Here is a 24,438-nt window from a genome sequence, read left to right on the forward strand (position 1 = left end):
GCCCAGCGACAGCGCGCTGCCCAGCCCGTATGCCACCAGCAGCAGGCTGGTGCCGGCATTGGCGCCTTGCAGCATGGCGCCGGTGAGGATCACCCCGAGGATCGGCCCGGCACAGGGTGCCCACAGCAGGCCGGTGGCCACGCCGATCATGATCGAGCCCAATGGGCCGGACATTTTGCGGGTCTCTGGATCGAGGCGATTGCCCAGCAGCACGAAGGGACGCGCCAGCCAGCCGCCAATCCGCGCGGAAATCAGCGACAGGGCAAACAGCGCCATCACTGCCAATGCCACATGGCGGCCGGTGTTGTTGGCCTGTATGACCCATTCGCTGCTGACCACGGCCAGGCTGGCGACCAGGGCGAAGGTCAGGACCATGCCGCCGAGGGTCAGCAGGATCGAGGAGCGGCTGCGGTCGACTCCGGCGAACAAGAACGGCACGACCGGGAGGATGCACGGGCTGAGGACGGTGAGAATACCGCCCAGAAAAGCGATGAGTAACATGGGGATCACCTTGAAATGGGGACCTTTGTAGGAATGGAGTATGTGAGGGGCGATCAACAGACTCAGTTGTCTTCGTTGCAGCCGTCCGCGAATTTGCGGTAGTCCAGGACCTTGGTGTCGCCCTGCGAGTCGAGGTAGGTCAGCTGGGCGTTGATAATTCCGCAGGACGGCGTGGCGTCCTGTTTCATCGAGATGACTTTCTTGATGTCCAGGTGCTTGCCGTAGGTGTAGGTTTCAGGCTTGACCGTGGCTTCGGCGCGGGCCGACAGGGTGCAGATGTTCAGCGCGGCAAACAGGCAGGCGGCGTAGATGGCTTTAGTATTCATGGTGGCTCCTCAAGGCTTCAATGGTTCAGGTATTGAGCCGAGGCGGTTAGGGTTTGCCTCGATGGAGCTCATTAGAAGCCCGCCAGGTATCCCCTCTGTGTCGGAAACAGGCGCGGGGTAATCGCTACGTATCAGAACCGCCTCCCGATACACAGCGATACAAAAACCCGGAAATCACGGTTTTTGAGTCTGCGTGTGTCCATCCACAGGCCAGATACACTGCAATACAAAGGGCAGGAGTCGCGCGCGCTAAGGCTCGCTAAACTGCGCGACATCCCCCGTTTACAGAGGCCCGGCCCATGGAACACGTTGATCACATTCTCATCGTTGACGATGACCGCGAGATTCGTGAACCGGTCGGCCATTACCTGAAAAAGAACGGGCTTCGCACCACGGTGGTCGCCGACGGCCGACAAATGCACGCTTTCCTCGAATCCACGCCAGTGGACATCATGATGCCGGGGGACGATGTCCCGCTGCTGTGCCGCGCACTTCGCGCCGGCACACACCGGGCCAATCCAGTATTGATGCTCCCCGCCCGTAGCGAGGGCTACGTCTTCAACCTGGCGGCTGAAGTCGTCGAGGCATCCTCATGAATTTCTCGCTGCGCTGGCCCCGCACCCTCGCCTCGCGGCTGTCGCTTATTTTCCTCGTCGGGCTGATCCTGGCGCAGGCGCTGTCCTTCGGAGCGCAGTACTACGAACGTTATGAAAGCGCGAAAAACACCATGCTCGGCAATCTGGAAACCGATGTGTCGACTTCCATCGCCATCCTTGACCGCCTGCCTGCCGATGAACGGGCGAGCTGGCTGCAACAGCTGAACAGGCCCAACTATGGGTACATGCTGGACGAAGGATCTGCGGGAGTGACCATGAACGATTCGCCGATGGCGATGACCTCGATCAAGGAGGCCATTGGCAACGACTACCCGATGACCTACACCGATATTCCAGGGGCGCAAAAACATTTCCAGGTGCACCTGAAACTGGCGGATGGCAGTCCAGTGACCATCGACGTCCGGCCGGCAATGGCGCCCTTGTCCCCGTGGTTGCCGGTGGTGCTGCTGGGGCAACTGGTCCTGTTGATCCTGTGCACCTGGTTGGCTGTCAGGATCGCTATCCGTCCCCTCACTCGCCTCGCCCAAGCGGTAGAAACCCTCGACCCCAACGCGCACCCGGTGCATCTCGACGAGAAAGGCCCCACCGAGGTCGCCCATGCGGCCAAGGCGTTTAACGCGATGCAGGCGCGAATTGCGGCGTACCTGAAAGAACGCATGCAACTGCTCGCCGCGATTTCCCATGACCTGCAAACCCCGATCACCCGGATGAAACTGCGCGCCGAATTCATGGACGACTCCAGCGAGAAGGACAAACTGTGGAGCGACCTGGGCGAAATAGAGCACCTGGTCCGAGAGGGCGTGGCCTATGCACGCAGCGTGCACGGCGCCACCGAGGAAGTCTGCCGGACCCATCTCGATTCATTCCTCGACAGCCTGGTGTTCGACTATCAAGACATAGGCAAGGACGTGTCCCTGGAAGGCAAGAGTGACGCGGTGATCAACACCCGGCCCCATGCGCTACGCAGGGTACTGGTCAACCTGACCGACAACGCCCTCAAGTTCGCCGGCGCCGCGCAGCTGCAGGTGGAGTCACAGGCCGGTGGCAGCTTGTCGATCAAGGTGATGGATCGCGGCCCGGGCATCACCCAGGAAGAACTGGCCCATGTGCTGGAACCTTTCTTTCGAGTGGAAAACTCGCGTAACCGCAGCACCGGCGGGACCGGCCTGGGCCTGGCAATCGCCCAACAGCTGGCGCTGGCGCTGGGCGGGTCCTTGACCTTGAGCAATCGTGAAGGCGGTGGCCTGTGCGCACAACTCAAATTGCCCGCTGCTAAATAGCGCCGTCACCCCGCCCGCGAACGAACTCGTGGGCTTTGTGTGTCAGTTGATCCAGATGCCGGTCCCGTTGCTTTTCCGCATCGACCATCGCCCGCTTGCCGTGCTTTTGCAGCAGGTAAGTATGAATCTGGCGCACCTCCAGCGAGCTGTAGATGGGCGCTACGTCCAGCAATCCCATGAGCCCGTCGCTGCTGTGATCACGGGTGTTCATGAGCACCTGGGTGCCGCGCACGCCAACCACCTGGAAACCCATCGATTCGAACCACCGCACCTTGGCCACGGCGCACGTCAGTTCGGCGTGGGGATAACGCCCCACCATCTCCCGCAACATCCGCCGGGCGATCCCCTGCCGTCGATGCCCGGCCTGCACCGCCATGTACGCCACGCCACACGCATCGGGATCATCCTGTACCGGCAGGTACAACAGGAAACCAACGACCTGCTCGGGGTCATCCTCATCGGTGGCCACCAGCAATTCCACGGCAACCCCCTTGGTGCCGTTTAACGCCTCCAGATACAGATGCACTTCATAGCCGATCGCATATTGGTAAACGTTGTACAACAGGTTGCTCGGCGGGATCGCGATCATGCTGATGTCAGTGAGGTTGTCGACCACCAACTGCAGGATCTGGCTGGTCAGATGCTCTGGGCATGGGGTTTTGAAATGAGTGATCTGGGGCATGTGCGGCTCTGGGTCTGGCTGGCGCTCGAAGGTGCAATCATAACGCGGTGAGTGCGTATCAGGTGACCTGCGCAGGTCCTAGCCTCGAATTCATCAGCCCCACGCCTAACGAAGCCGCGCCCGTTTTTGTCGCCGCTGGCACAGCCCGTGTTGGGCTGCTGCAAGGATGAGGCAATGCAACAGGGTGGTTTGACGCAGCGCCACCAGGTACTTAATGCTCAGGCGCCACTACCCGAAACTTGATGTCAATGTCCTTGGAGACAACGGTATCAGCCCACTCCCCTTCGCCAATCTTGAAAAGATCGCGATCGAGAACAAACTCGCCATTGAACAAACCGATGCCACTCTCCGGTTTCAGTTCGACCTGGACCTGCACTTCTCGGGTCAAGCCCCTGATCGTAAGGTTACCGGCCACGGCATAACGGTTGTTACCCAGGTCCGTGACCCCGGTCGATTCGAACACACCCTGAGGAAATTCCGGGGTATTGAACCAGGCTGGTTTCTGCAGTTCGATGTTGGCGTCGCTGCTGCCCGCATCGATGCTGGCCATATCGATGACCAGCCGGGTGCGGGCTGCCGTCGGGTTGGCGGTGTCGAACTCGAAGCTGGCTTCGAACCTGCTGAACGTCCCGTAAACCTCGGAACCCATCTGGTTGAAGGTGAAGCTTATCTGGCTTGCAGTGGGGTTAACGCGGGTGTACTCGGTGGCTTGGGCCCACGGCACCGTACCCATGCTAAAAATGATCGCCAATGCGATGGAACACGGGAATCGGCGGGACATGTGATTCTCCGGTCGGGGCTTGGTGTACCGATTGAAAGGCCAAATGCGGTAGATGGACTAAAGCAAAGAAACGCGTGTTGTTCCACCCGCCATGTGAGGCTTACCTAAACCAACCTCTCGATCCTGCGGTGCAGCCAAACGAATCGGTAGTACGCCGTCTGCAACGCCAGCATTCCCAGGTACGCCACCGGAAACGCCATCCACACGCCTTGCAGACCAAACTGCTCATCCAGTAAGTAGGCCACGGGCAATTGCACCAGCAGCACGCAAACGATCGAGATCGCCATCGGCACCAGCACCGTGCCGCTGGCGCGCATGATACCGCCGATGATCGCCTGGAAGCCGAAGATCAACAGGCTCCAGAGCATGATATGCAGCAGGTGTTCAGCCATCGCCCGGGTCGAGTCATCCGTGAGGAACAGTCCCAGCAGCCAGTGCGACAACAGATAACCCAACAATACCAGGCCACCGGTCAGGCACACGTTGATCCAGAGCCCGGTGCGCAGGATCGGCCCCATGCGTTCCAGGCGCCCGGCCCCTATCGCCTGGGCGCCGAGAATCGAGGCAGTGATGGCGATCGACAGCGCCGGGAACTGCACGTAATTAACGATCTGCGTCACCGCGCCATACGCTGCCGTCGCCTGGGAACCGTGCTGGTTCACCAGCGCCAGGATCACCAGTTCCGACAGCGACAGCACCACCATCTGCAAACCCGTGGGCAAGCCGATGCGCAACACCTTGCCGAGGATCACCCGGTCCAGCCGCATCGCCGCGAACATCTCCCGGTCCGGTGCCAGCGGATGTCCCCTGGCGATCAATCGCCACGCCAGCCACCCCATTGCCGCCAGGTTACCCGCCAATCCGGCATACGCCGCGCTCTGAATCCCCATCGGTGGGAACCCCAGCCAGCCACGAATCAAGGCCGGCGTCAGCGCCAGGCCGATACAGGTCGACACCAGCAATGCCACCAGTGGCGACATCGTATCGCTGACCCCGCGCAGCAATTGGGTAAACAGCACGTACACCAGCAGCGACGGCATGATCCACATCATCACGTGGGCATAGGCCACGGCGTCGTCCAGTACATCGGCCGGTGTGCCCAGCCCCTGCAAGGCCGGCCGGGCGAATATGCTGCCAAGCACGGCCGCTGTCAGCCCGATCATCGCCCCCAGCAGCAACGTAGTACCCGCAATGGCCTTGACCATGTGCGCCTCGCGCGCGCCCCACGCCTGGCCGATCAGCACCCCGGCCCCTGCGCCGAGGCCGATCACCAGCGCAATAAAAAAGAACACGATCGGGAACATGCCAGAGACCGCAGCGAGGGCCTGGGTACCGAGCATCTGGCCGATGTAGATGCTGTTGATGGTGCCCGACATGGACTGCAGGAAATTGGACAGGACCATGGGCGCGAGGAACAGCAGGTAGGTTTTCCACAGAGGCTGGGTTGACATGAAAGGGAGGTCCGTCTCGACTGCGCAAGGTGAGCACTGAAGGATAGCCCCAGGATCGGGGGCAAGGGAAACAAAGGCTTCGCCCGGTGAGTTCAGGACGTCATCGACGCGTCGCCTACGGGTCCTTTGCGAATGCGGGGTCCATGCCGAAGGCGAGCATTTTGGGGTGGTGGGTAATGTATTCCCAGACGGGAGCACGACCGCTCAGCGGGCTGTGGCCATAAACCTTGTCCAGTGCCTTCAGCGTGCCCGTGATCAATTGGGTCTTGCAGTACTGCTGCACCAGGGGCGATCTGGCGTAATGCTCTTCTTGCAACTGCCCAATCATCCACAGCGTCGGGCGCCACCAGTCGTAGGCGAAATCGCAATGCTTGATGACCATGGCCGAAGACTCGCGCTGGGCGAGCAAGGCAAAGAAATTGAGCATGTTGTCCAGCATCAGCCTATCCGCGCGGTCGGCGTGTTCGATTTGCCCATCAGTCAGTTCTTTCTTGGCCTCGTCCAGTTGCCGCAGGATCGGGATCACTTTCACCGGGAATGCGGCCTGGTCAACCACGAACAAACGAGTCGCCAGGTAGTGCGCGTAGTCGCTGTCCTTGACCGCTGCCAGCAGTGCACGGAACGCGCCGTCCTTGACCTTCTGGAATTCCAGGCTGGTGAACGTCTGGAACAGTTCGAAGATCGAGCGCTCGATTTCCTCACGCCGGGCATTACGCGACTGTTCAGCCTGGAACAGCAGCGTGATCACCACGCCACCAAACGCCAGCGCCGTGAACAGCACATTGAGCCCGTTGTAGACCGAACCGAAGGGTTCGGCGAACACGCTATCGGGCATTTGCCGCGACAGAGGGAAGGCCAGGGCCCAGACCAGCACGATCGCCAGCATGATCGCCGAGCCCAGCACGGCGGTTTTCGATTTCATCAATGATCCACTCCTTTCGTTTTATTGACTGCTACTCAGTGGCGGCCAGGTCCCTGCTGCCATTCGGATCAAGCGGCATGGAAGCATACGTTCGCGCCATCGCTGGCGTCGATAGTCACCATCAACTCAATGAAGTTCTCATAAAAATCCTGGGGCGTAACATCGCATCCATACCAACCAATAACACCCCGGAGCACACCATCATGAAACGCCAAGTCCTTCTCAGCATCGCATTCTCTGTTTTTGCAGTTAACGCTTTTGCCGCCACTTCCACTCAGCCCGTCGTCGCTGAAGGTGGGTCGGATCGCCTGATTGAAAGTCGTGTGGCTGAAGGGGGTTCGGATCGTTTACTGGAACGTCGTGTGGCCGAAGGCGGCTCGGATCGTTTGCAGGAACGTCGTGTGGCCGAGGGCGGCTCGGATCGTTTGCAGGAACGTCGTGTGGCCGAAGGCGGCTCGGATCGTTTGCAGGAACGTCGTGTGGCCGAAGGCGGCTCGGATCGTTTGCAGGAACGTCGTGTGGCCGAGGGCGGCTCGGATCGTTTGCAGGAACGTCGTGTGGCCGAAGGCGGCTCGGATCGTTTGCAGGAACGTCGGGTTGCTGAAGGTGGTTCCGATCGCCTGATCGAGAGTCGCAACGCATGAGTGAAGTGTTAACGGCACCACCTGAAAAAACCCGGCCTCAACAGCCGGGTTTTTTCTGTCTGGTATTTGAGGTCATTGGGCGTTCTGGAACGTCTGCAGGTACGCCAGCACATCCGCGACTTTCTCGGGATCGCTTAGCCCCCAGAAGATCATCCGGGTTCCGGGGACTACTTTTTTCGGTGCCTCCAGATACGCAGTGAGCGTTTGCGTGGTCCAGGTGATGCCGGCTGATTTCATCGCAGCGGAATACTGGTAATCCGTGGTGCTGCCGGACATCCGGTCGAAAATCTGATTGAGTTGCGGGCCGAAAGACGCCCGGGCGGACTCGCCGACCTGATGGCAGCCGCCACAGATGCGGCCAAACAGTTTCTGCCCCGCCTGCGCATCACCGGCGGCATTGGCCGGTGCAGCGAACAGCGTCAACAGGGCAACCGTGAGTCCAGCGGTGGTGTTCATGTTCACTCCTGATCAACCAGGCACTGTTGCACCTGGCGTCACAGGATACGGGTTCTCAATCAGCTTTTCACCGCCACCCAGGTGAAACACAACGGCAACTGGGCGCTCTGCTGCTCATAGCGGTCATACAGTTCTTCGCGGTTGGAGTGCGGGTACTCCTTGAAATGGCTGATCGCCAATCCTGCTTCAAGGGCACCGGTGAAGATGTCGCCCAGGGTATGGACGAACCAGTAGGACGCCGCCGACGGCTGTTCGACCTTGCCTTCATAGACAATCGGCTGGGTTTGCACGAATGGCTCGCTGCGAAAGTACGAGCTGTCCAGGCGGTAAGGATCGCTCGCTTCGGGGTCGAACATCTCCAGGTACGGGTGAGTTTCGTAGATCACCAACGCGCCACCGGGTTTGAGGACGCTGGCCACATGACGGAAGAACTCGCCAATGTCCGGCATCCAGTTCAATACGCCAATGGTGATCAGCGCCACGTCGAACCGGTTGTGGAGTTCGGTGGGCAGGTGATGGATGTCTGCTTCGATGAACTGCGCGGGATGGGGTGAGCGCGCTGCCAGTTCCCGCGCCTGATCGAGGAACGCTGCGGACTGATCGATGCCCACCACGCTGCGGGCACCGAGGGCGAACAACGAGAGGCTTTCACGGCCGTTGTTGCAGCCCACTTGCACGAGGTCTTTTCCTGCAACGACGACTTGCTCCAGCAGCGTGCGTAAGGTGTCGTCGATGCAGCTAAAATCAGTCCGTTCTACAGCATTCAGCAACGCCGGCCATTGCGGGTCGTCCCGGTGATGGCGAGCGGAGTCGTTCCAGGCATCGCGGTTGCTGGCGATGGCTTTTTCTTTGGTCGGCATTTCCATTGCAGGCTCCAGAGATCCAGTCTTGATTGACCGGGCAGGAGTGTAGGTGAGCGTTATGGAGAATCCCATTGAGTGATTGTTGGATTCTTGTAAGGGAGCTGCTGCGGGCAGCTATAGTTAATGACCTTGGGGAAATGCCGAAAACCAGGTGATGCCATGAAGAACACCCAACGGATGCTGTTGCTGGCTGTGAGTCTGATCGCTGCCAACAACGTCCAGGCCGATGACAGTCCGATGCAGACGCAAACCTACAACAGTGAATTCAACTACTACGGCACGGACCAGCCCTTCGCCCACCCTTCACCTCCGTCCATTAGCACCGTGCCACCGGGGTCGTACATCTCGACCTCGCCGCGGGATTTCATCCCGATAGCCAGCCAGCACGAGTTTTCCGACTCACGCCTGCCGACCATCGCGGACGCCAGCGTGCGGGTATTCATCCGCTCCTACGACCCGGAGCGCGGGGTGTACGTCAACGAAGAAGTCCTCGATCCCACTTGCCTGCTTGCCTGCCTGAGTCGCCAGCGCCCGGCGTTGTAGCCGGGTTACCACTGGCGCTTGTCCGGACGCGCGAGACCGAGCTTTTCGATCCGGTAGCGCAGCATGTCGCGGCTAAGGCCCAGCAGGCGTGCAGACTTGGTGACGTTCCAGTCGGTCTTGTCAAGCATCTTGCGCACCATGTCGCGCTCGACCTCCGGCAGATTCATCGACTCGGCGCCGTTATAGACCGGGCGCGGCTCGTAGTGTTGCGCCTCCTGGACGATCGGTGGATCGTCCACCAGGCTCAGGCACACGTTCAACTGATGGGCCGCGATGGTGTCGCTCTGCGCCAGCAGCACAGTCTGTTCGAGCATGTTGCGCAGCTCTCGCACGTTGCCCGGCCAGCTGTAGCTCAGCAGCAGTTCTTCGGCCTGATCGCTGAAATGCAGATGTGGTTTGCCATAGCGCTTGCCGTGGTTCGCCAGGAAGTGCCGGGCCAGGAGCAGGATGTCTTCGCCGCGGGCGTACAGGCGTGGCACCTTGATCGAGATGATCCGCAGACGAAAAAACAGGTCGCGGCGGAACTTGCCTTGCTGGACCATTTGTTCGAGGTTGCAGTTGGTGGCGCTGATCACACGCAGGTCGACCTTGCGTTCTTTCACCGAACCCACCCGGCGGATGGTCCGGTCTTCCAGCAATTTGAGCAGCTTGGCTTGCAACAGCAGGTCCATCTCGCCCACTTCATCGAGGAACAGGGTGCCGCCATCGGCTGCTTCGACCAGCCCGACCCGACGGTCCTTGGCATCGGTAAAAGCGCCCTTCTCGTGACCGAACAGCTCCGACTCCACCAGATTCGATGGAATCGAGGCGCAGTTGAACTCAATGAACGGACCTTTGCTGCGCGGCCCGTCGAAATGCAGGGCCCGGGCCACCAGTTCCTTGCCAGTGCCGGTCTCGCCCTCCACCAGCACCGGCGGCAAGTCGGTGTTGGCCATCCGCCGCTCGGCATCGAGCAGTTGGGCAATAGTGCCCTTGAGGTATTGCATGGGCGCCGATTCGCCAATCAACGCCTGCACGCCGGACTTCTGTGCTTCACGTTCCTGATAAAACGAAAGCGTACGTTCCATTCGATCAGTTGCCAGAGCCTTGTCCAGCAGCAACTTAAGCTCCGGCAGGGCCACCGGTTTGGTGACGTAGTGGAATGCGCCCTCTTTCATCGCCACTACGGCATCTTCGACGTTACCGTAGCCGGTCATCATGATCACTTTCAAATCCGGTGCGCTGATGCGCAGCTTCTGGATCAGATCGTGACCGCTCATGCCCGGCAATGAGTTATCGGTCAGCACTACATCAGGCGCGGTCGTGCGCAATTGCTCCAGTGCATCTTCAGCCGAGTGGCAGACCGTGACCTCGAAGTCCTTGCGCTCCAGGTAGGTCTGAATATTCTCGGCGAGAAGTTCATCATCCTCGACCAGCAGTATGCTGTGCTCCATATTCCCCTCCCGTTGCCACCTTAAAGTTGAGACACACGCGGGTTCCTTCCAGCTCCCGACTGGTCAGTTCGACCGAGCCTTCGAAACGCTCCATTATTCTTTTGACCAAGGCCAAGCCCACGCCCAACCCGCCTTGCTTGGTAGTGAAAAACGGCTTGAAGACCATTTGCTGCTGCTGCGCGGTCATGCCTTTGCCGGTGTCGCTCAACGTCAGCCTCAACTGCCCCGCCTGGGACGAGTCGAGGTCGATCGTCAGTACGCCGCCCTTGGGCATGGCTTCCAGAGCATTGGCAAACAGGCTATTGAGAATTTGCGTCAGCAGCACCCGTTGGCTGACGACCGGTTCGACAGATCGCGGAGTGAAGCGCACCTCGACGTTCGACCGCTGGATCAATGGTTCAAAGGCGCTAAGCGTGTCTTCGACGGCGAGCAGCAGGTCCACGGTCTCAGAGTCTTCATTGGCCGGGCGCAAGGACACCAGCAACTCGCGGACCCAGCGCGACATGCGATCGACCTGGCTGATGATGTCGCCGATGTTTTTCTGTGCGCTCTGGCTGGCTATGTCTTGGGCCAGTTCGGCGCTGGAGCGAATGTTTGCCAGCGGGTTGCGTAAGCTATGCGCCACCGCGGACGACATCTCCCCCAAGGCCACGAAGGTCTCATTGGCGATCAACAGTTTCTGCTGGGTTTGCAGGAGCCTGGCTGCGCGCCGCACGATCCAGAACAAGCCCAGGTAGATGGCCGCGCCGCCCAGGGCAGTCGCCAGCCAGATGGACTTGAACCCACGCTGGATGCGCGCCACCAGGTCTGCTGGCTCCTTGTAGATTTCCACCATGGCAATGACCTTGCTCTTGTCGGCGTTGAACATCGGGATGTAGTTCTCGATGAACAGGTAAGCCGGCTCGCGCAAGAATCGCTGCTCGGGACGCTCATCATCGACCTTGTGATAGCTGGTGGACACCGCCTCCTTCATCATGAAGGAGGCGTCGAGCTCATCGTCGTCGGAAATGCGTTCACCGATCTGTTCGGGGTTGGTCGACCACACCACCGTGCGATCAAGCGCGTAGACGTGGGCCATCAGGATGTCCGGCAGGTGCTCCACGTGATCGAGAAACTCAATGCGGGCCGCTGCGCGCGCCCCTGGGCTGACATCCGGATAAGCGTTGTCATCCCGCGGGTCAAGCATCTCACCCATGGTTCTTTGCGGGTTGATCGAGGCATGGCGGATTTCAGCATCACCGATGGCCTGGACGAATTGCGCGGTCAGCATGGAGTCACGCTCGATGCTCTCCTCAACCACAAAACGCGTGGAGATATAGCCCAGACCCCAGGCCACGACAGCGATGATGACGAAGCTGCCCACGGAAAACCAGCGCAGCAGATTGAACTGGCCGGGCCAGCCCTCACGTATTGCGGCCAATGGTGGCGCAGATGCTTTAAATTGTTCTGATCTGTGCATGAGCCTATCCCGGTTTACAGGAGCGCGTTCCAAGTCAGTGTAGGTGGCAATCATCGCCACCGACGGCTCAGTGATAGTAAATTGCCGCTATTGTGTTTGCGCCGCCAGCGTCTGCTGGCGTTCGGTTTCTTCCCCGAGGAAATCGATGATCGCCTGCACCGAGTTTTCATCCAGTCGCAGGTTGGGCATCGGGATCTTTTCGAAGCGTTCGAACAGCGCTGTCGCAATCGGATCCTGCTCCGCCAGCATCCGATCCGGCTCACGAATCCAGCGACTCAACCAGGCCGGATCGCGCTGGCGGGTCACGCCGATCAGGTCCGGCCCGATGCTGCGCATACCAATGCCCTGGCCATCCTGCGGGCCGAGGCTGTGACACGAAGCACAACGGGTGCGAAAAAGCTCTTCGCCGGTACTCGGCGGGCGGATTTGCGGCGCGTCGGCATAGCTTTGCTCGATGCTAGGCTGCTTCCAGTTCTGCAGGGTGTTGGCCAGTTGGTCCGCGAGTATCCACGGGTTTTCAAAGGGCGAGGCTTTCATCCAGCGACCGGTTTCCTGATTGCCGACGATCAGGCTCAAGTTGTGGTCCTTGTTGCTGCCGTTGTCGACGCCTTCGATAAACAGACCCAGTTTGTGCCGAAGCTCGGTGACATCGTCGAATTCACCAGTGAGAAATTGCCAGCCCGGGCCGACCTTGAAGCGTTGCGCGTAAGCCTTGAGCACTGCGGGGGTATCGCTCAGCGGATCGATGCTGATCGAATAAAAAAAGATGTCCTTGCCGACTCGGTCCCCCAGCAGCGACTGCACTTGGCGCAGGCGTGCGGTTTCCAGCGGACAGGAATCGCTGCACGAGGTGAAAATGAAGTTGATCACCACCACCTTGCCCTTGATCAGGTCATCGAAAAAATGCACCTGCCGACCGTCCTGGTTGGTCAGCAGGGTGTTGGGGAAATAGTCGCCGCCCCAGGGGGTCACCGAGCCATTTGCCGCCGGCGCGGCCTCCTGCGCCACCAGCAACCGGCTAGCCAGCAGGCAGGTGACCAACAGCAACACCAGATGCATGCCCAGGGCGCGGGAGCGCTGCGTGTGCATTGGCTGGTCGGCGCCCGGGCGGTTCATTGTTTCACCGTCACTTGCGGGCCGAAGCCGTCGCCGGTGCGAAAGGTTGGCAGTGCGGCGGAGTTGACGTAGCGCACCCCGTCCCAGCTTGGCAGTGGCGTCGGCATCAACTGCAATTGCCCAGGCTTTTCAAGGTCCCAGCGCAGCAGCATGGAGTTGTCTTCGTGCTGGGTGTTGTGACAGTGCTCCATGTAGGTCCCGCCGAACTCACGGAAGTTGATTGCAAATTCCACGCTGTCCAGGCCATCGCTTTCCGAGCCGATGCGGTACACGTCCTTGCGGGCCCACTTTTCCCATTCCGGTGGCGCCTTGCCGCCGCGGCTGAGAATGATCCCTTCTTCGAAGTGCACGTGCACCGGGTGGCTCCAGCCCTTGCCGCCGGCCTTGATGTTCCATACTTCCAGGGTGCCGAAGCCGCCGACACCGGCGTCGGTGGGCCCCGTCGCCAACTGAATCGAGGTGTTCAGGCGCCGCGGGTCCATGTGGAAGCCGAAACCGCCATCGGTCTTGACCGTCCAGGGAGCGGCATCGGTGCCGTCCGAGCGACCGTAGGTAAAGGTGCGGTGACGGGCCTGGGCCAGCAGCAGCTTGTCGGCGGCGTTGTCGCGATGGATCTTCAGCGGGATCATCACCATGCCTTCAGCCTTGCCCGGTTTGGCCGGCTCGTAGGCTGCCGGGTCCATGGCCAGGTCCTGGCCGGTGTACGCCTTGACGTTGAACTGGAGGATTTTGCCCACGCCCGGGTCGCCCTTGTCCCATTGCGGCCCCTTGCTCGACTGCTTGATCACCGCCAGGTATCTCTCCGACAGCACATCGCTCAGGGAAACAGGCTCCTTGGGGCCCTTGCCGTCGTCGTGGGCCAGCAGGTTGACCACGAACAGCTTGTCCCCCGGCTTGATGCCGTTTTTCGCGAAGTTGACGATGATATCGAAGCGCTCGGCGATGCCTTGGGTCGGCAGGATCGCGTTGTGATTCTGTTTATCGCCGTCGGCATCCAGGTCCATGGTGCCGTCGAACGGCACGCTGTGCTCCATGATATTGCCGTCGTTGGCGATCATGTGGAATGGCACCCGACTATAGGACACGCCGGAGTTTTTCGGCCCAGGGAACTCGCCACTGTTGCCCTTGATTTCGCGCACGATGGCCAGCTTGAAGTAGCGTGACACCGAGCCGTTGAGAATGCGCAGGCGATAGCTGCGGGCGCGCACATCGAGGGCGGGCTTCCACTGCCAGTTGACCAGGATCTGGTCGCCGAGAAAGCCGTCGGTGTTGAACGGGTTGAACCACAACTGACCGGACTGATCCCAGGCCTTGTCAGCGATCACCAGGTTGACGTCGTAGTCGCGATTGCCCCAGGGCAAAGCGCTGCCGCTGGGGAAACGCAGGTTGACACCGTCGTTGACCGACTCATTGCCGCGGTCGAGGGCGCTGTAGTAGTTCATCATCGCCGCGTTGCCCTTGTAGACGTTCTGCGCGGTGAAATCGAGCATGTGGTCGTGGAACCAGTGGGTACTCATGGTTTCGCGCCAGTCGCCACGGATCTTGATCGTGCCGTGGTCGCAGGTCTTGCGGTTGGGCGTCAGATCGTTGGTCCACAGGGTCTCGCCCGGCGAGCAAGGGAACGCCGCGCGCGGATCGTGGGCGTCGGTGTTGATGCTGTCATAGCCGGCCAACTGGATCGGCCAGCGATAGTCGTAGTACTGGCCGGGGAAGAAAAATGCGTTGGCATAGCCGTCGCTTTCCGCCGGCGCGTGGCCGTTGTGCTCGTGGGTGCTGATGGTATGCAGGCCGAAGCCCATATTGGCCGCCGGGTCGATTGGCAGACCGTTGTAGTGCCGCATCAGTACGGGCTGACCGTAGCGCACCATCAATAGTTTGGGTGGCAGGGTACCGTCGAAGGTCCAGACCGAATTGTGGTTCTGTACCGGCATGTTCGGGTGGAAGCGCACCTCGACGCCCTTGGCAGTGCCGTCGGTAACCGGTACGCCGGCAACGTTGTGGTAGAGGCCTCCGGGGCCGAACTCGCCCAGCGCATAACCATGCATCTGCCGGCTGTCACGCAGCCCGCCATTGACCCGGGCGCCAGTCTGCACGGTCTTGTAGGCCAGCTGCGGGTAGAACTCGTTCCAGCGCTGATGGGACCAGCCCTTTCCAGGCGGACGTCCTTCGGCAGACGAGCCTATATGGCGGTTGAGGAAATACTCGATCTGCGCCTGCCAGGGGTTGCGATCCACCACGTTGGAGAACTGACTGGGGAAGGGTGTGAGCCCCGGTTGACGCAGGAAAGCGTCGAGCGCGGCGGCGGGTGGTGCACTGCGGGCCGCACTGGTCGGGTCCTGTTGCGGCGCCGGGCCGATGGCTACGGGTGGAAACGGCAAGGGCGCCGCCGGTGTGGTCGGGTCGAGCTTCTCCGGGCCGAACTCTTCGAACAGTACCAGTTGCTGGGCAAACGGCTGGGCTCCAAACAATGGGCTGGGCTTGCCATTGGTGGGGTAGTTGAAACTGGTCTGCACCGTCGGCGGCAGGATGTTTTCCTGACGCGGCGTGTCGCGGCTGCCTTTGATGCCATCGGGCAAATCGAAGGCGTCCTCGTTGGCTTCCGGCATGGTGAGGATCGCGTTCAGGGCACCCGCCTTGTCCTCGGGTTCGTCGTAATACGCCGAAGGGTCCGAGGCCTCGGGCTGTCGTTCGTCGTCGATCGGGCTGGCACGCAAGGTAGAGGCACCCAGCGTCATCAGGAGAATGCCCAGGGGCGTGAACCATTTGCAGGTTCGTTTGAAGGGGTGCGTCGATTTCCTGTCCATCACCAGCCGCCTCACCGTTAGAAGGGGTACTGATGGAACTGCAAGGAGCTCGCCAAATATGTAACAAGGTTATACAAAAATATGAATGTCACTCAATACAATGGCTTAACAACATCAATCTGCCATGAGTCACTGGAATGACTGGGGAATGACACCCGCTAACGGGGAAAGTTCATCCCCATTTTCAGGGGATCAGCTTGAACGACAGACGTACGCAGGTGCCCTCACCTTCTCGACTTTCCAGCTTCACCGAGCCGTCAAAGCGCTCCATGATCCGCTTCACCAATACCAGCCCGACGCCCAACCCGCCCTGCTTGGTGGTAAAAAACGGGCGGAAGGCCATGGTGCGCTGTTCGGCATTCATGCCCTTGCCGTTATCGCTGACCACCACGCTGACGCTGCGGGCATCGATCGGCTCCAGCCGTATGGTCAAGGTGCCCCCCCTGTCCATCGCTTCCAGGGCATTGGATACAAGGCTGTTGAGGATCTGGTTGAGTTGCATCTGCTGGCTGCGCACCATCGGCGTCTGGGTGGGCTCGAACACGATATTGATCGCGCCCTTGGCGATCTGCTGCTCGAAGGCCATCAGACTGTCGTGCAACGCTGCTACCAGGTTCACCGGTTCGGCTTCTTCGCTCAGCGGGCGTAAGGATTGCAGCAACTCACGCACCCACTTCGACATGCGGTCGACTTGGCCGATGATGTCGTTGATGTTCTTGTGTGCCGCGCCAGTGTCAAACTCCAGGGCCAGCTCAGCGCTGGACCGTATGGTCGCCAAGGGGTTGCGCAAACTGTGGGCCACGGCCGAGGACATCTCGCCCAGGGCGACAAACGTTTCGTTGGTGATCAGTTGCTTCTGCTGAATCGCCAACAGATTTGCCGCACGCCGCACGATCCAGTACAGCCCCAGGTAAATCAGTCCGCCACCCAGAGCCGTGGCCAGCCAGATCAGCACCAGGCCACGCAGCATGCGATCAATCAGGTCCTTGGGCTCCTTGTAGATCTCGACCATCGCCGTGACCTTGTCGCCGTCGGCATCGAACAACGGGATGTAGTTCTCGATAAAGATGTAATCCGGCGGAATGACGAACTTCTGCTCCATGCGACTTTTGTCCACGTCGTGATAACTGGCGGACACCGGGACTCTTGAAGTGAAGGCCTGGTCCAGGTCTTCGTCGGCGTGGATGGTGGTGCCCATCAGGGACGGATTGGTCGACCAAATCACTGTGCGGTCGGGTGCATAGATATTGGCCAAAATAACGTCCGGCAGGTGCGTAATATGGTCGAGGAATTCGCCGCGGGCGCTGGCACGGGCCAGGGGATCGACGTCGGGGAAATTGTGGTCCTGGCGCGGGTCGAGCAAATCGCCCATGGTCCGCACATTCGGGATGGACACGTGTCGTACTTCTGCCGATGCGATCGCCTGGATGAACTGCGAGGTCAACAAGGCATCACGCTGGACGCTTTCGGTAATCACGAAGCGTGTCGACACTGCCCCCAGGGCGATCGCCACCGTGCCGATCACCGCCATGCTGATCAGCGAAAACCAGCGCAACAGGTTGAACGGCTGAGTGCGCGAGCCCTGGCGGACGTCGCCCTGGTTGGACGCGAGTGTTTGATTCGACCTGGCCATGGATAGTGTTCCGCACGGATTCCCCTATAGGGTTATAGCCCACCCGCCGATCTTTGCCCGACGTTGGGGGTGGCAGCCCCCCATTCCCCGCCCCCCCCATCTACCCCCAACACTGGGGACAGGGGCCCGATGGTTTTTTCCACAAGACGCTTCACTTGCGCACCTGCACGCCCGTGCGCCGGGCCTGTGCGGGACATTTTTGCAGTTTGGTATGGAAGTTGCCGAAACCCCTCTCAACTGACCCATCCCCCAGGGACAGGTCTCCAATAGAGGGAATACTCATGCACCCTTTACTGTCCAAAACGGCGGCCGCCCTGGTCGTCAGTGCTCTGGCTCAAGGCGTCGCCCAGGCGGCGCTGTTTGCGGTCGATCCCGGCCCCTATCTGCCTGGCAACGGTGGCTTCGCCGCCTGGTATCAGGACACTCACGGTCGAACCCTCGACCTGTGCCTGTCCAAGGCGTTGAGTTCACGGGTTCCCGGCGCACCGGGCGCGCCCACCTACATGTGCAGCCTACTGCCCGCCCCCGGGGTGTTCGACGACGCGCAGCCAATCGTGTTCCCCACCAACTTCCCCGACGAAGCCTTCTGGTTTACGGCCGATGCGGCAATTGTCGACGCCGCACGCGGGGTTGACCTTTCGTTCGGCACGGCCATGGAAGCAGCCTTCGCCGCCGGAGACCCGGTGGAAGGCGACCAGATCAGCTTTGCCAGGGTGCGGATTCGCGTCGATGTGCCCACCGCCGGCACCTACGTGATCACCCACCCGTATGGCGTGGACGTGTTCAACATTGACACTCCCGGGCGGCGCGCGATCAACATGACCCGGGACATCGGCATCGGCTCACCGCAAACCTACGACGGCGCCCTCAAGGGTGATGTCGGACCCTTCCTGCGCAGCGTCAACGGTCCCTACACCGAGACCAACCCGCTGACCGGCAGTGCCGAACAGTTCGTCGGCGACCCCAACCTCACGGAGGCCGTGACCGGCAGCCCGTTCAACACCAACTACGTGCGCATCGAAGGCCCTAACGGCCTGGACCTGCGCACCACGCTGTTTGCCATCTCGGGCAAACTGTCGACCGTGGTTCGCCCAACGCCCATGATCACCCAGCGCAGCACCTACTCGCGCAAGGCCGGTGAAAGCGCGCCGGTGGCCCAGCAAGACGTGTTCGTGATGGCGCCACCACCACCGGCGAGCGTGGCCCTGACCAGCAGCACCCCGGTGCTGAATCTGAGCGAAGCCGACACCACCGGCAACTGGTACGCGCAATCGTCGGTCAACCCGACCTTGCCGACCACCTTGCAAGTGACCGCCGACAACCACCTGGCCATTCCCAGCAGTACGCCGACCACCCTGCCCATGGCACTGACCGATCTGGTGGTGATCCAGCGGGCCGAGTACAGCCTGAGTTCCGGGCAACTGACCCTCGTGGCCTCCACCAGCGATGAAACCTCGCCGCCGGTGCTCACGGCAACGTCGGGCAGTGGCGCTGCCATCGGCGCCCTCAGTGGCGAAGGCGCGGTGAAATCCCTGGCCACCGGTATCTCGCCGATTCCACCGTCCCGGGTTCGTGTGACGTCATCCAATGGCGGCAGCGACACCGAAGAAGTGGTCATCGTGCAATGAACGCTCACATGCCCAGATCCTCATCAGGAGGCATCATGAACAATTGGCCACGCCTGGCGCTCAACGCCCTGGGACTGACTCTATCGCTGTCCGGCAGCGCGTTCGCGCAACTCGCCGCCGTCGACCCGGGCCCCTATACCTTTGCCACGGGGAAATTCCCCATGTGGTATCAGGACAACAATCAACTCTCGATGGAACTGTGCCAGTCCCGGGCCGCCAGTTCGCGGGTGCCGGCCTCGGTACCGCCGGCCTACATGTGTACCCTGCTGCCGGAACCGGGCATCTACGACGATACCCAACCCATGGTGTTCCCGGACAACTGGCCGCCGGAAGCCTTCTGGTTTCTCGCCGAAACCACCATCCCCAATAACGGCGCAGGCTATGGAGTAGATGCCTACGTGGCCGGGATCGAAGCGGCATTCGCTTCGGGGAACCCCGCCGATGGCGACCAGCAAAGTTTTGCGCGGATTCGCATGCGGGTGAACATCCCCACTGCCGGTGTGTACACCATCACCCACCCGTACGGTGTGGAAACGGTCAACGTGACGGTGCCTGGCCGCCGCGCGATCAACATCACCCGCGACGTCGGCATCGGCGCCCCGGGCAATTTCACCGGTGCGGTGAACGGTGCCATCGGCCCATTCCTGCGCAGCATCAACGGTCCGTATACCGAGGTGAACCCGGACACCGGCGCAGTGGAAACATTCATCGGCGACCCGAACCTCACCGAGCAGGTCACCGGCAGCCCGAACGACACCAACTTCCTGCGGATCACCGGGCCGGCGGGCACCATCCAGACCAGCCTCTTTACCGTGGCCGGCAAGGTCCTGGACGCCCGTGCGCAAACCCCGGTCGAGGTTGACCGTGCAACCTACCGGCGCACCACCTCGGGTGGCAGCAGCAACGTGCGCGTCGAAGTGTTCGCCAAGGCCGACAACGGCTCGTCCCTGTGCTTCCGCGAAAGCATTGCGCTGGTTCCCGGACCGCCGCTGTCGCCCTGCCAGACCACGCTGCTTGGGGACAATACCGGACTGTTCTTCGGCCAGCGCCAGGCCATTGGTCCGGTGCCTCCGGTCATTGTGGTCACCGCCTCTAACCCGGCAGGCACCACCCGGCCGACGGCGGTATCGAGCAAGCTCATTGACGTGGTGAAAATCCAGACTGCGCGTTACGACTGGGCCAACCACAGCCTGCTGATCGAGGCCACCTCCACCGATGAAGTGGCCGTTCCGGACATGGTCGCGCAAGGCTACGGACGGCTGTCGAAGTCCGGCACCCTGCAGAAAATCACCATTGCCGACCTGACCCAGCCACCTGCCACCGTGACGGTCAAATCCGCTGCCGGCGGCAGTGACACCGAGCCCGTCGTGGTTGTCGGCAGCGCGCCGAACGTCGGCGAAAACCAGCCGCCGCTGGCCGTCGCCGACAGCGGCAGCACCAGCTTCGGCGTACCCATCACCCTCAACCTGCTGACCAACGACAGTGACCCCGACGGCGACGTACCGCTGAGCATCACGGCGTTGACCCAGCCGGCTGCGGGCCAGGGCACTGTGGCCTTGAGCGGCTCGACCGCGGTGATCTATACCCCGCCTGCGGTGGTCAACGCCCCGCTGACCACGACCTTCACCTACAAGGCGCAAGACATCAAAGGCCTGGCCTCGACCGCCCCGGCGACCGTGACCATCACCGTTGCGCCAAACCAGGCACCGGTAGCGGTGAACGACGCCGTCGCCACCCTGGGAGTGGCGATCCCGATCAACGTACTGGCCAACGATACCGATCCGGAAGGCAACCTGCCGTTGGCCGTCGCCGGCTTCACCCAACCGACGGCGGGGCGCGGCACTGTCAGCAGCAACGGCACGGTACTGACCTACACCCCACCGGCCACCGTGACCACGGCTTTCACCACGACCTTCACCTACACCGCCCAGGACAGCTTCGGTGCTGTGTCAGCGACCCCGGCGACGGTCACCGTGCAAGTCTCGCCACGGCCTGCTGCGGAGAACTTCGCGGTAACCACGGCCACGGTGTCAGCACGCTCCAACAACCGCTTCACCTGGGACTTTACCGGGACCAGCTCGGTGATCACCGGCAACACCATCACCATCCAGGTCAGCACCCCGACAGGCCTGGTGACCCTGGGTACCACCACGGTGCCGGTGACCGGTCGCTGGCGGTTGACGGTCAGCAACAGCACCACGGTGATCCCGTCGGCGAACCCGACAGCCACCATTACCTCGTCCCAGGGCACCGTGCGTACGGTGTCGGTAACGGCGAACTGAGCCCTCGCCCCATCAACTTCTCGAGTTGATGGGGCCAGCCTCTTCTCACAGGACAACGCCATGAAAACGTCGACCGCCGCCCTGCTCTGCCTGCTCCTGCTCTGCAGCAGCGCAGGTGTGCGCGCAGATGACCTGATGGACAACGACGACCTGGCAGCCGGCGCCGACCTCGGCGAGCTGCCACCGCCGATTGGCCAGCAGGCGCTGATCGACCAGAACGGCCAGGCCAACGTCGCACTGCTGCAACAGAACGGCCAATCGCTGCTCGGCAGCATTGTCCAGTCGGGCAGTAATCAGGAGGCGTTCATTCTTCAACAAGGCAACGACTTGATGGCATTGATCACCCAGCAAGGTTCGGGCAACAACGCCGGCATCACCCAGACCGGCAGCCACAACCGCGCGCAGATATCCCAGAACGGCAACAACAACGACGCAACCATCGACCAGGCGGGCGCGGGGCTCTCGAGCGCCGTCACCCAGTCGGGCAATGGCATGAGCGTTTCGGTCAAACAATATCGCTAAAGCACTGCACTACCCGGAGGTTTCATCATGTTCAAACTGACGCCCCTCACCGCCACCATCCTGGTCATTGTCAGTGCCCAGGCCATGGCTGACGACAGTGTCTCTACCCAGCGCCAATTCGGTGATGCCAACATCGCCAATGTGAAGCAGACCCAGGCCCCGTTCAGCACCGCAACCGAGCAGCAATTCGGCCAGGGCAACGACGCGATGGCGGTGCAGGACAATGCAAGCAGTAGCATCGACCAGAATCAGGTCGGTGATTACAACGCCGGCTATGCCGAGCAACTGTTCGAGGACGGTAGCACCATCGTGCAACAACAGGTGGGTGCGTTCAACAACACCCATGCCAGCCAGTCCATTGGTTTTACCGGCAACGAAGCGCTGCAACAGCAACAGGGTAACGGCAACTTTTCGTTCATTTACCAGGACAGCCAGCAAGGCGCCTCGGGTCAGACCTTTCAATTCGGTGACAACAACGTGGCTTACGTCGAACAAATGGAAGTAGGCGATGCGAATGTCGCCACCGTGGTGCAGTACGGCACCGCCAACTACGGCACCGCCGAACAGGTCGGCCACTCGGGCGGACAGATCGCGATCAACCAGAACGGCGGCGACAACTACGCCTACGGCGATCAGCGCAGCGGCGTTGGCGGCACAGTGACCATTAGCCAGTTCGGCGACATGAACGGCAGTGAAGTCTGGCAGTTCGGTCAAGCCGCCAGCCAGGTTATCGTCGATCAATACGGGCAAGCCAACGAAGCCATCGTCGACCAGAGTTTTGGGCAAAACAACTATGCCCAGATACTGCAAGTCGGCGACCTCAACGCCCTCTATGCCGACCAGTTCGAATCCATCGGCTCGACCCTGGCGCTGTACCAACAGGGCACCAACAACATCCACTTCACCTACCAGAGCGGCGACAGCCACGTGCTCAATGCCAACTCAGTGGGTAATGAGAACAAGGTCTACGCCAGCAACTGGAAAGGCCCACAATCCGGCGGCCAGTTCGGCACCAACCAGCGCGCCACCGTCAACCAGACTGGCAATGCCAACATCGCCAATTTCACCCAGACCGGCGCTGGCCACATCATGACCACCAACCAGAGCGGCACGGGCAACAAGACGACCGTCAGCCAGGCCGAGTCCTACAACGAGCTGTACTTCGACCAGAACGGCACCGACAACATCCTCATCGCCGACCAGCGCGGCACCACCAACCTGATCCAGGGCACGTCCAACGGCACGGGCAACAGCGCCGAGTTCGACCAGTCGGGCAGCGGCAACCAGGCGTTTACCACGCAGATGTATGGCAGTGACAACCAGATCACCGTCAAACAGGCCGACAGCATGAACGTGGCGTATGTGACCCAGGGCGGGATCGGGAACATTGCCAATGTTGATCAGAGCGGCGTGGCGCAGATGGCGACGGTGCAGCAGTTTGGGGGGGCTAACCAGGCGACTGTGTTGCAGCAGTGATTGATACGGGTGTAACAAAACCGCGGCCCAAAGGTCGCGGTTTTTTTATGCGGGAGCGTTTCTGTTGGAGCTGACGAGTGCAACGAGGCTGCGATCTTTTGGTTTTTTTTGTGGCATATGCCAGGGCAAAAGATCGCAGCCTCGTTTCACTTGGCAGCCCCACAGTTGGATTGTGCGCGGGCATGATTTGTGCGCGCCGCAAACCGCTGTGGAGCAAGGCATCGGCGCGATGAACGAATATTGAGTCTATCTGCCTGGACGAACAGTGTGGCGAGGGTCAGGCCGGGGAATCGAGGTTGTCCAATGCCCGATTTACCGCCAGATCAGCCAGCATGACGACCTGCTGGATGCCCAGCAACATGCTGCGCTGTGGACCATCCAGAAACACCGCGAAATCGCTCGCCATCACACTCGCCGATGCCAGGGATTCACAGGCGTGGGCCAGCAAGGTTTCGGTGTCGATGTCTGGGGCGATGAGGAACATTGTGTTGGGGGTGTGGGGGACGGAAGATTTGCGAATGGAGTGTAGTGGATCAAGCTCGCAGGAAGGGCCAGCGCTTGGGGTTTGCGCTATCGATTCGGGAGGATTGGGGGTGGGTTTGGGCATGGTGTGGCTCCTGTCTGAATGGGCGTCACCAGGACCTGTCGCTAAACAGGTCAAGGTGGCGGCTACAGGCAGGTTAGCGAACCGGTACAGGAACCCGGTAGACCCGAAGGTCTCCCACCTACAGCCGCCATAACGCACATCGCCGACATGAGAGTCGACGACATAGACCTGGGTGCTGAGTGTCCTGTACTCGAGTCGCTAAACCCGATCGCTGAATTGGCAGCGACCCGGAAACGATAGAGACCTGAGCCAAGGCGCACAAGCCGGCGGATTCTGGCGTAGTTGTAGGCAGTGACGCAAGCCGTTGTAGCCTCATCCCTGGTCCTACAGCTGCGTCTTACATTCTGAATTAATCATCGACAGCCGTCATCGCGAGCAGGCTCGTTCTCACAGGTGCACTGCAGATACCTGT

General features: G+C 60.9%; 21 protein-coding genes and 1 pseudogene. 8 read left to right on the plus strand and 14 right to left on the minus strand.

All coding sequences use genetic code 11. The features are described 5' to 3' along the window. Both L9059_RS26130 and L9059_RS26135 read right to left on the minus strand, forming a co-directional pair. The coding region (locus L9059_RS26130; protein ID WP_282615616.1) for a cytochrome c biogenesis CcdA family protein at positions 1-501 on the minus strand (501 nt) is incomplete at its 3' end. A gap of 62 nt (positions 502-563) precedes the next feature. Beyond that, the gene (locus L9059_RS26135; RefSeq protein ID WP_247293762.1) at positions 564-827 is read right to left on the minus strand and encodes a DUF2790 domain-containing protein; all 264 of its coding nucleotides are present in this window, start codon (positions 825-827) and stop codon (positions 564-566) included. A 299-nt stretch (positions 828-1,126) separates the two neighbouring features. Between L9059_RS26135 and L9059_RS26140 the strand changes: the two are divergent. Next, a pseudogene (locus L9059_RS26140) lies at positions 1,127-1,375 on the plus strand (response regulator); the annotation flags it as partial. A 44-nt stretch (positions 1,376-1,419) separates the two neighbouring features. Then, entirely contained in the window at positions 1,420-2,724 is a 1,305-nt protein-coding gene (locus L9059_RS26145; protein WP_247293763.1) for an ATP-binding protein, read from the plus strand. Here L9059_RS26145 and L9059_RS26150 read toward each other — a convergent pair. The 4 genes from L9059_RS26150 to L9059_RS26165 all read right to left on the minus strand — a co-directional run bounded on the left by L9059_RS26150 (position 2,717) and on the right by L9059_RS26165 (position 6,560). Further along, the gene (locus L9059_RS26150; protein ID WP_247293764.1) at positions 2,717-3,406 is read right to left on the minus strand and encodes a GNAT family N-acetyltransferase; all 690 of its coding nucleotides are present in this window, start codon (positions 3,404-3,406) and stop codon (positions 2,717-2,719) included. The two genes, L9059_RS26145 and L9059_RS26150, sit on opposite strands and share 8 nt — an antisense overlap. A 211-nt stretch (positions 3,407-3,617) precedes the next feature. Continuing rightward, on the minus strand, positions 3,618-4,187 hold the full coding sequence (locus L9059_RS26155) for a YceI family protein (RefSeq protein WP_247293765.1): 570 nt from the start codon (positions 4,185-4,187) through the stop codon (positions 3,618-3,620). Between the two features lie 104 nt (positions 4,188-4,291). Beyond that, a complete protein-coding gene (locus L9059_RS26160; protein WP_247293767.1) occupies positions 4,292-5,638 on the minus strand; it encodes an MATE family efflux transporter in 1,347 nt (448 codons plus the stop codon). Between the two features lie 115 nt (positions 5,639-5,753). Beyond that, positions 5,754-6,560: a hypothetical protein gene (locus L9059_RS26165; protein WP_247293769.1), complete on the minus strand. Its 807-nt coding sequence runs from the start codon at positions 6,558-6,560 to the stop codon at positions 5,754-5,756. A 203-nt stretch (positions 6,561-6,763) separates the two neighbouring features. On the opposite strand from L9059_RS26165, the gene L9059_RS26170 reads away from it, so the two are divergent. Beyond that, a complete protein-coding gene (locus L9059_RS26170) occupies positions 6,764-7,204 on the plus strand; it encodes a phage infection protein (protein ID WP_247293816.1) in 441 nt (146 codons plus the stop codon). 72 nt (positions 7,205-7,276) lie between these two features. Here the strand turns inward: L9059_RS26170 and L9059_RS26175 are convergent, their stop codons facing one another. Both L9059_RS26175 and L9059_RS26180 read right to left on the minus strand, forming a co-directional pair. Then, a complete protein-coding gene (locus tag L9059_RS26175) occupies positions 7,277-7,660 on the minus strand; it encodes a c-type cytochrome (RefSeq protein ID WP_247293770.1) in 384 nt (127 codons plus the stop codon). 59 nt (positions 7,661-7,719) lie between these two features. Next, entirely contained in the window at positions 7,720-8,526 is an 807-nt protein-coding gene (locus tag L9059_RS26180; protein ID WP_247293771.1) for a class I SAM-dependent methyltransferase, read from the minus strand. A gap of 156 nt (positions 8,527-8,682) precedes the next feature. Between L9059_RS26180 and L9059_RS26185 the strand changes: the two genes are divergently transcribed. Next, positions 8,683-9,066 carry a hypothetical protein gene (locus L9059_RS26185; RefSeq protein WP_247293772.1) on the plus strand — a complete coding sequence of 128 codons (384 nt, stop codon included), beginning with the start codon at positions 8,683-8,685 and terminating at the stop codon, positions 9,064-9,066. Between the two features lie 5 nt (positions 9,067-9,071). On the opposite strand, the gene L9059_RS26190 is transcribed toward L9059_RS26185, so the two are convergent. The 5 genes from L9059_RS26190 to L9059_RS26210 form a co-directional block, all read right to left on the minus strand. Beyond that, the gene (locus tag L9059_RS26190; protein ID WP_247293773.1) at positions 9,072-10,499 is read right to left on the minus strand and encodes a sigma-54-dependent transcriptional regulator; all 1,428 of its coding nucleotides are present in this window, start codon (positions 10,497-10,499) and stop codon (positions 9,072-9,074) included. Beyond that, positions 10,468-11,958 carry a sensor histidine kinase gene (locus L9059_RS26195; protein ID WP_247293774.1) on the minus strand — a complete coding sequence of 497 codons (1,491 nt, stop codon included), beginning with the start codon at positions 11,956-11,958 and terminating at the stop codon, positions 10,468-10,470. Before L9059_RS26195 ends, L9059_RS26190 begins: the two co-directional genes overlap by 32 nt. 87 nt (positions 11,959-12,045) lie before the next feature. Further along, positions 12,046-13,074, minus strand: coding sequence for an SCO family protein (locus tag L9059_RS26200; protein WP_247293775.1), 1,029 nt, complete (start codon positions 13,072-13,074; stop codon positions 12,046-12,048). Continuing rightward, positions 13,071-15,878 (minus strand): multicopper oxidase domain-containing protein, encoded by a 2,808-nt coding sequence (locus L9059_RS26205; RefSeq protein ID WP_247293776.1) that lies wholly within the window; start codon positions 15,876-15,878, stop codon positions 13,071-13,073. Before L9059_RS26205 ends, L9059_RS26200 begins: the two co-directional genes overlap by 4 nt. Before the next feature lie 184 nt (positions 15,879-16,062). Beyond that, positions 16,063-17,511: a sensor histidine kinase gene (locus tag L9059_RS26210; RefSeq protein ID WP_247293777.1), complete on the minus strand. Its 1,449-nt coding sequence runs from the start codon at positions 17,509-17,511 to the stop codon at positions 16,063-16,065. Between the two features lie 281 nt (positions 17,512-17,792). Between L9059_RS26210 and L9059_RS26215 the strand changes: the two genes are divergently transcribed. From L9059_RS26215 to L9059_RS26230, 4 genes are read left to right on the plus strand one after another with little or no spacing between them, the layout of a single operon-like run. Further along, on the plus strand, positions 17,793-19,139 hold the full coding sequence (locus L9059_RS26215; RefSeq protein WP_247293779.1) for a hypothetical protein: 1,347 nt from the start codon (positions 17,793-17,795) through the stop codon (positions 19,137-19,139). A 35-nt stretch (positions 19,140-19,174) separates the two neighbouring features. After that, entirely contained in the window at positions 19,175-21,421 is a 2,247-nt protein-coding gene (locus L9059_RS26220) for an Ig-like domain-containing protein (protein WP_247293781.1), read from the plus strand. Between the two features lie 60 nt (positions 21,422-21,481). Continuing rightward, positions 21,482-21,943: a curlin gene (locus L9059_RS26225; RefSeq protein WP_247293784.1), complete on the plus strand. Its 462-nt coding sequence runs from the start codon at positions 21,482-21,484 to the stop codon at positions 21,941-21,943. A gap of 27 nt (positions 21,944-21,970) precedes the next feature. Beyond that, positions 21,971-23,419, plus strand: a complete 1,449-nt coding sequence (locus L9059_RS26230) for a curlin (protein ID WP_247293786.1) — start codon at positions 21,971-21,973, stop codon at positions 23,417-23,419. A 277-nt stretch (positions 23,420-23,696) separates the two neighbouring features. Here L9059_RS26230 and L9059_RS26235 read toward each other — a convergent pair whose 3' ends face one another. Then, positions 23,697-24,026, minus strand: coding sequence for a DUF6124 family protein (locus L9059_RS26235; protein ID WP_247293788.1), 330 nt, complete (start codon positions 24,024-24,026; stop codon positions 23,697-23,699). Positions 24,027-24,438 lie beyond the last annotated feature (412 nt).

This window comes from Pseudomonas violetae (assembly GCF_023072615.1).
GTDB lineage: Bacteria > Pseudomonadota > Gammaproteobacteria > Pseudomonadales > Pseudomonadaceae > Aquipseudomonas > Aquipseudomonas violetae.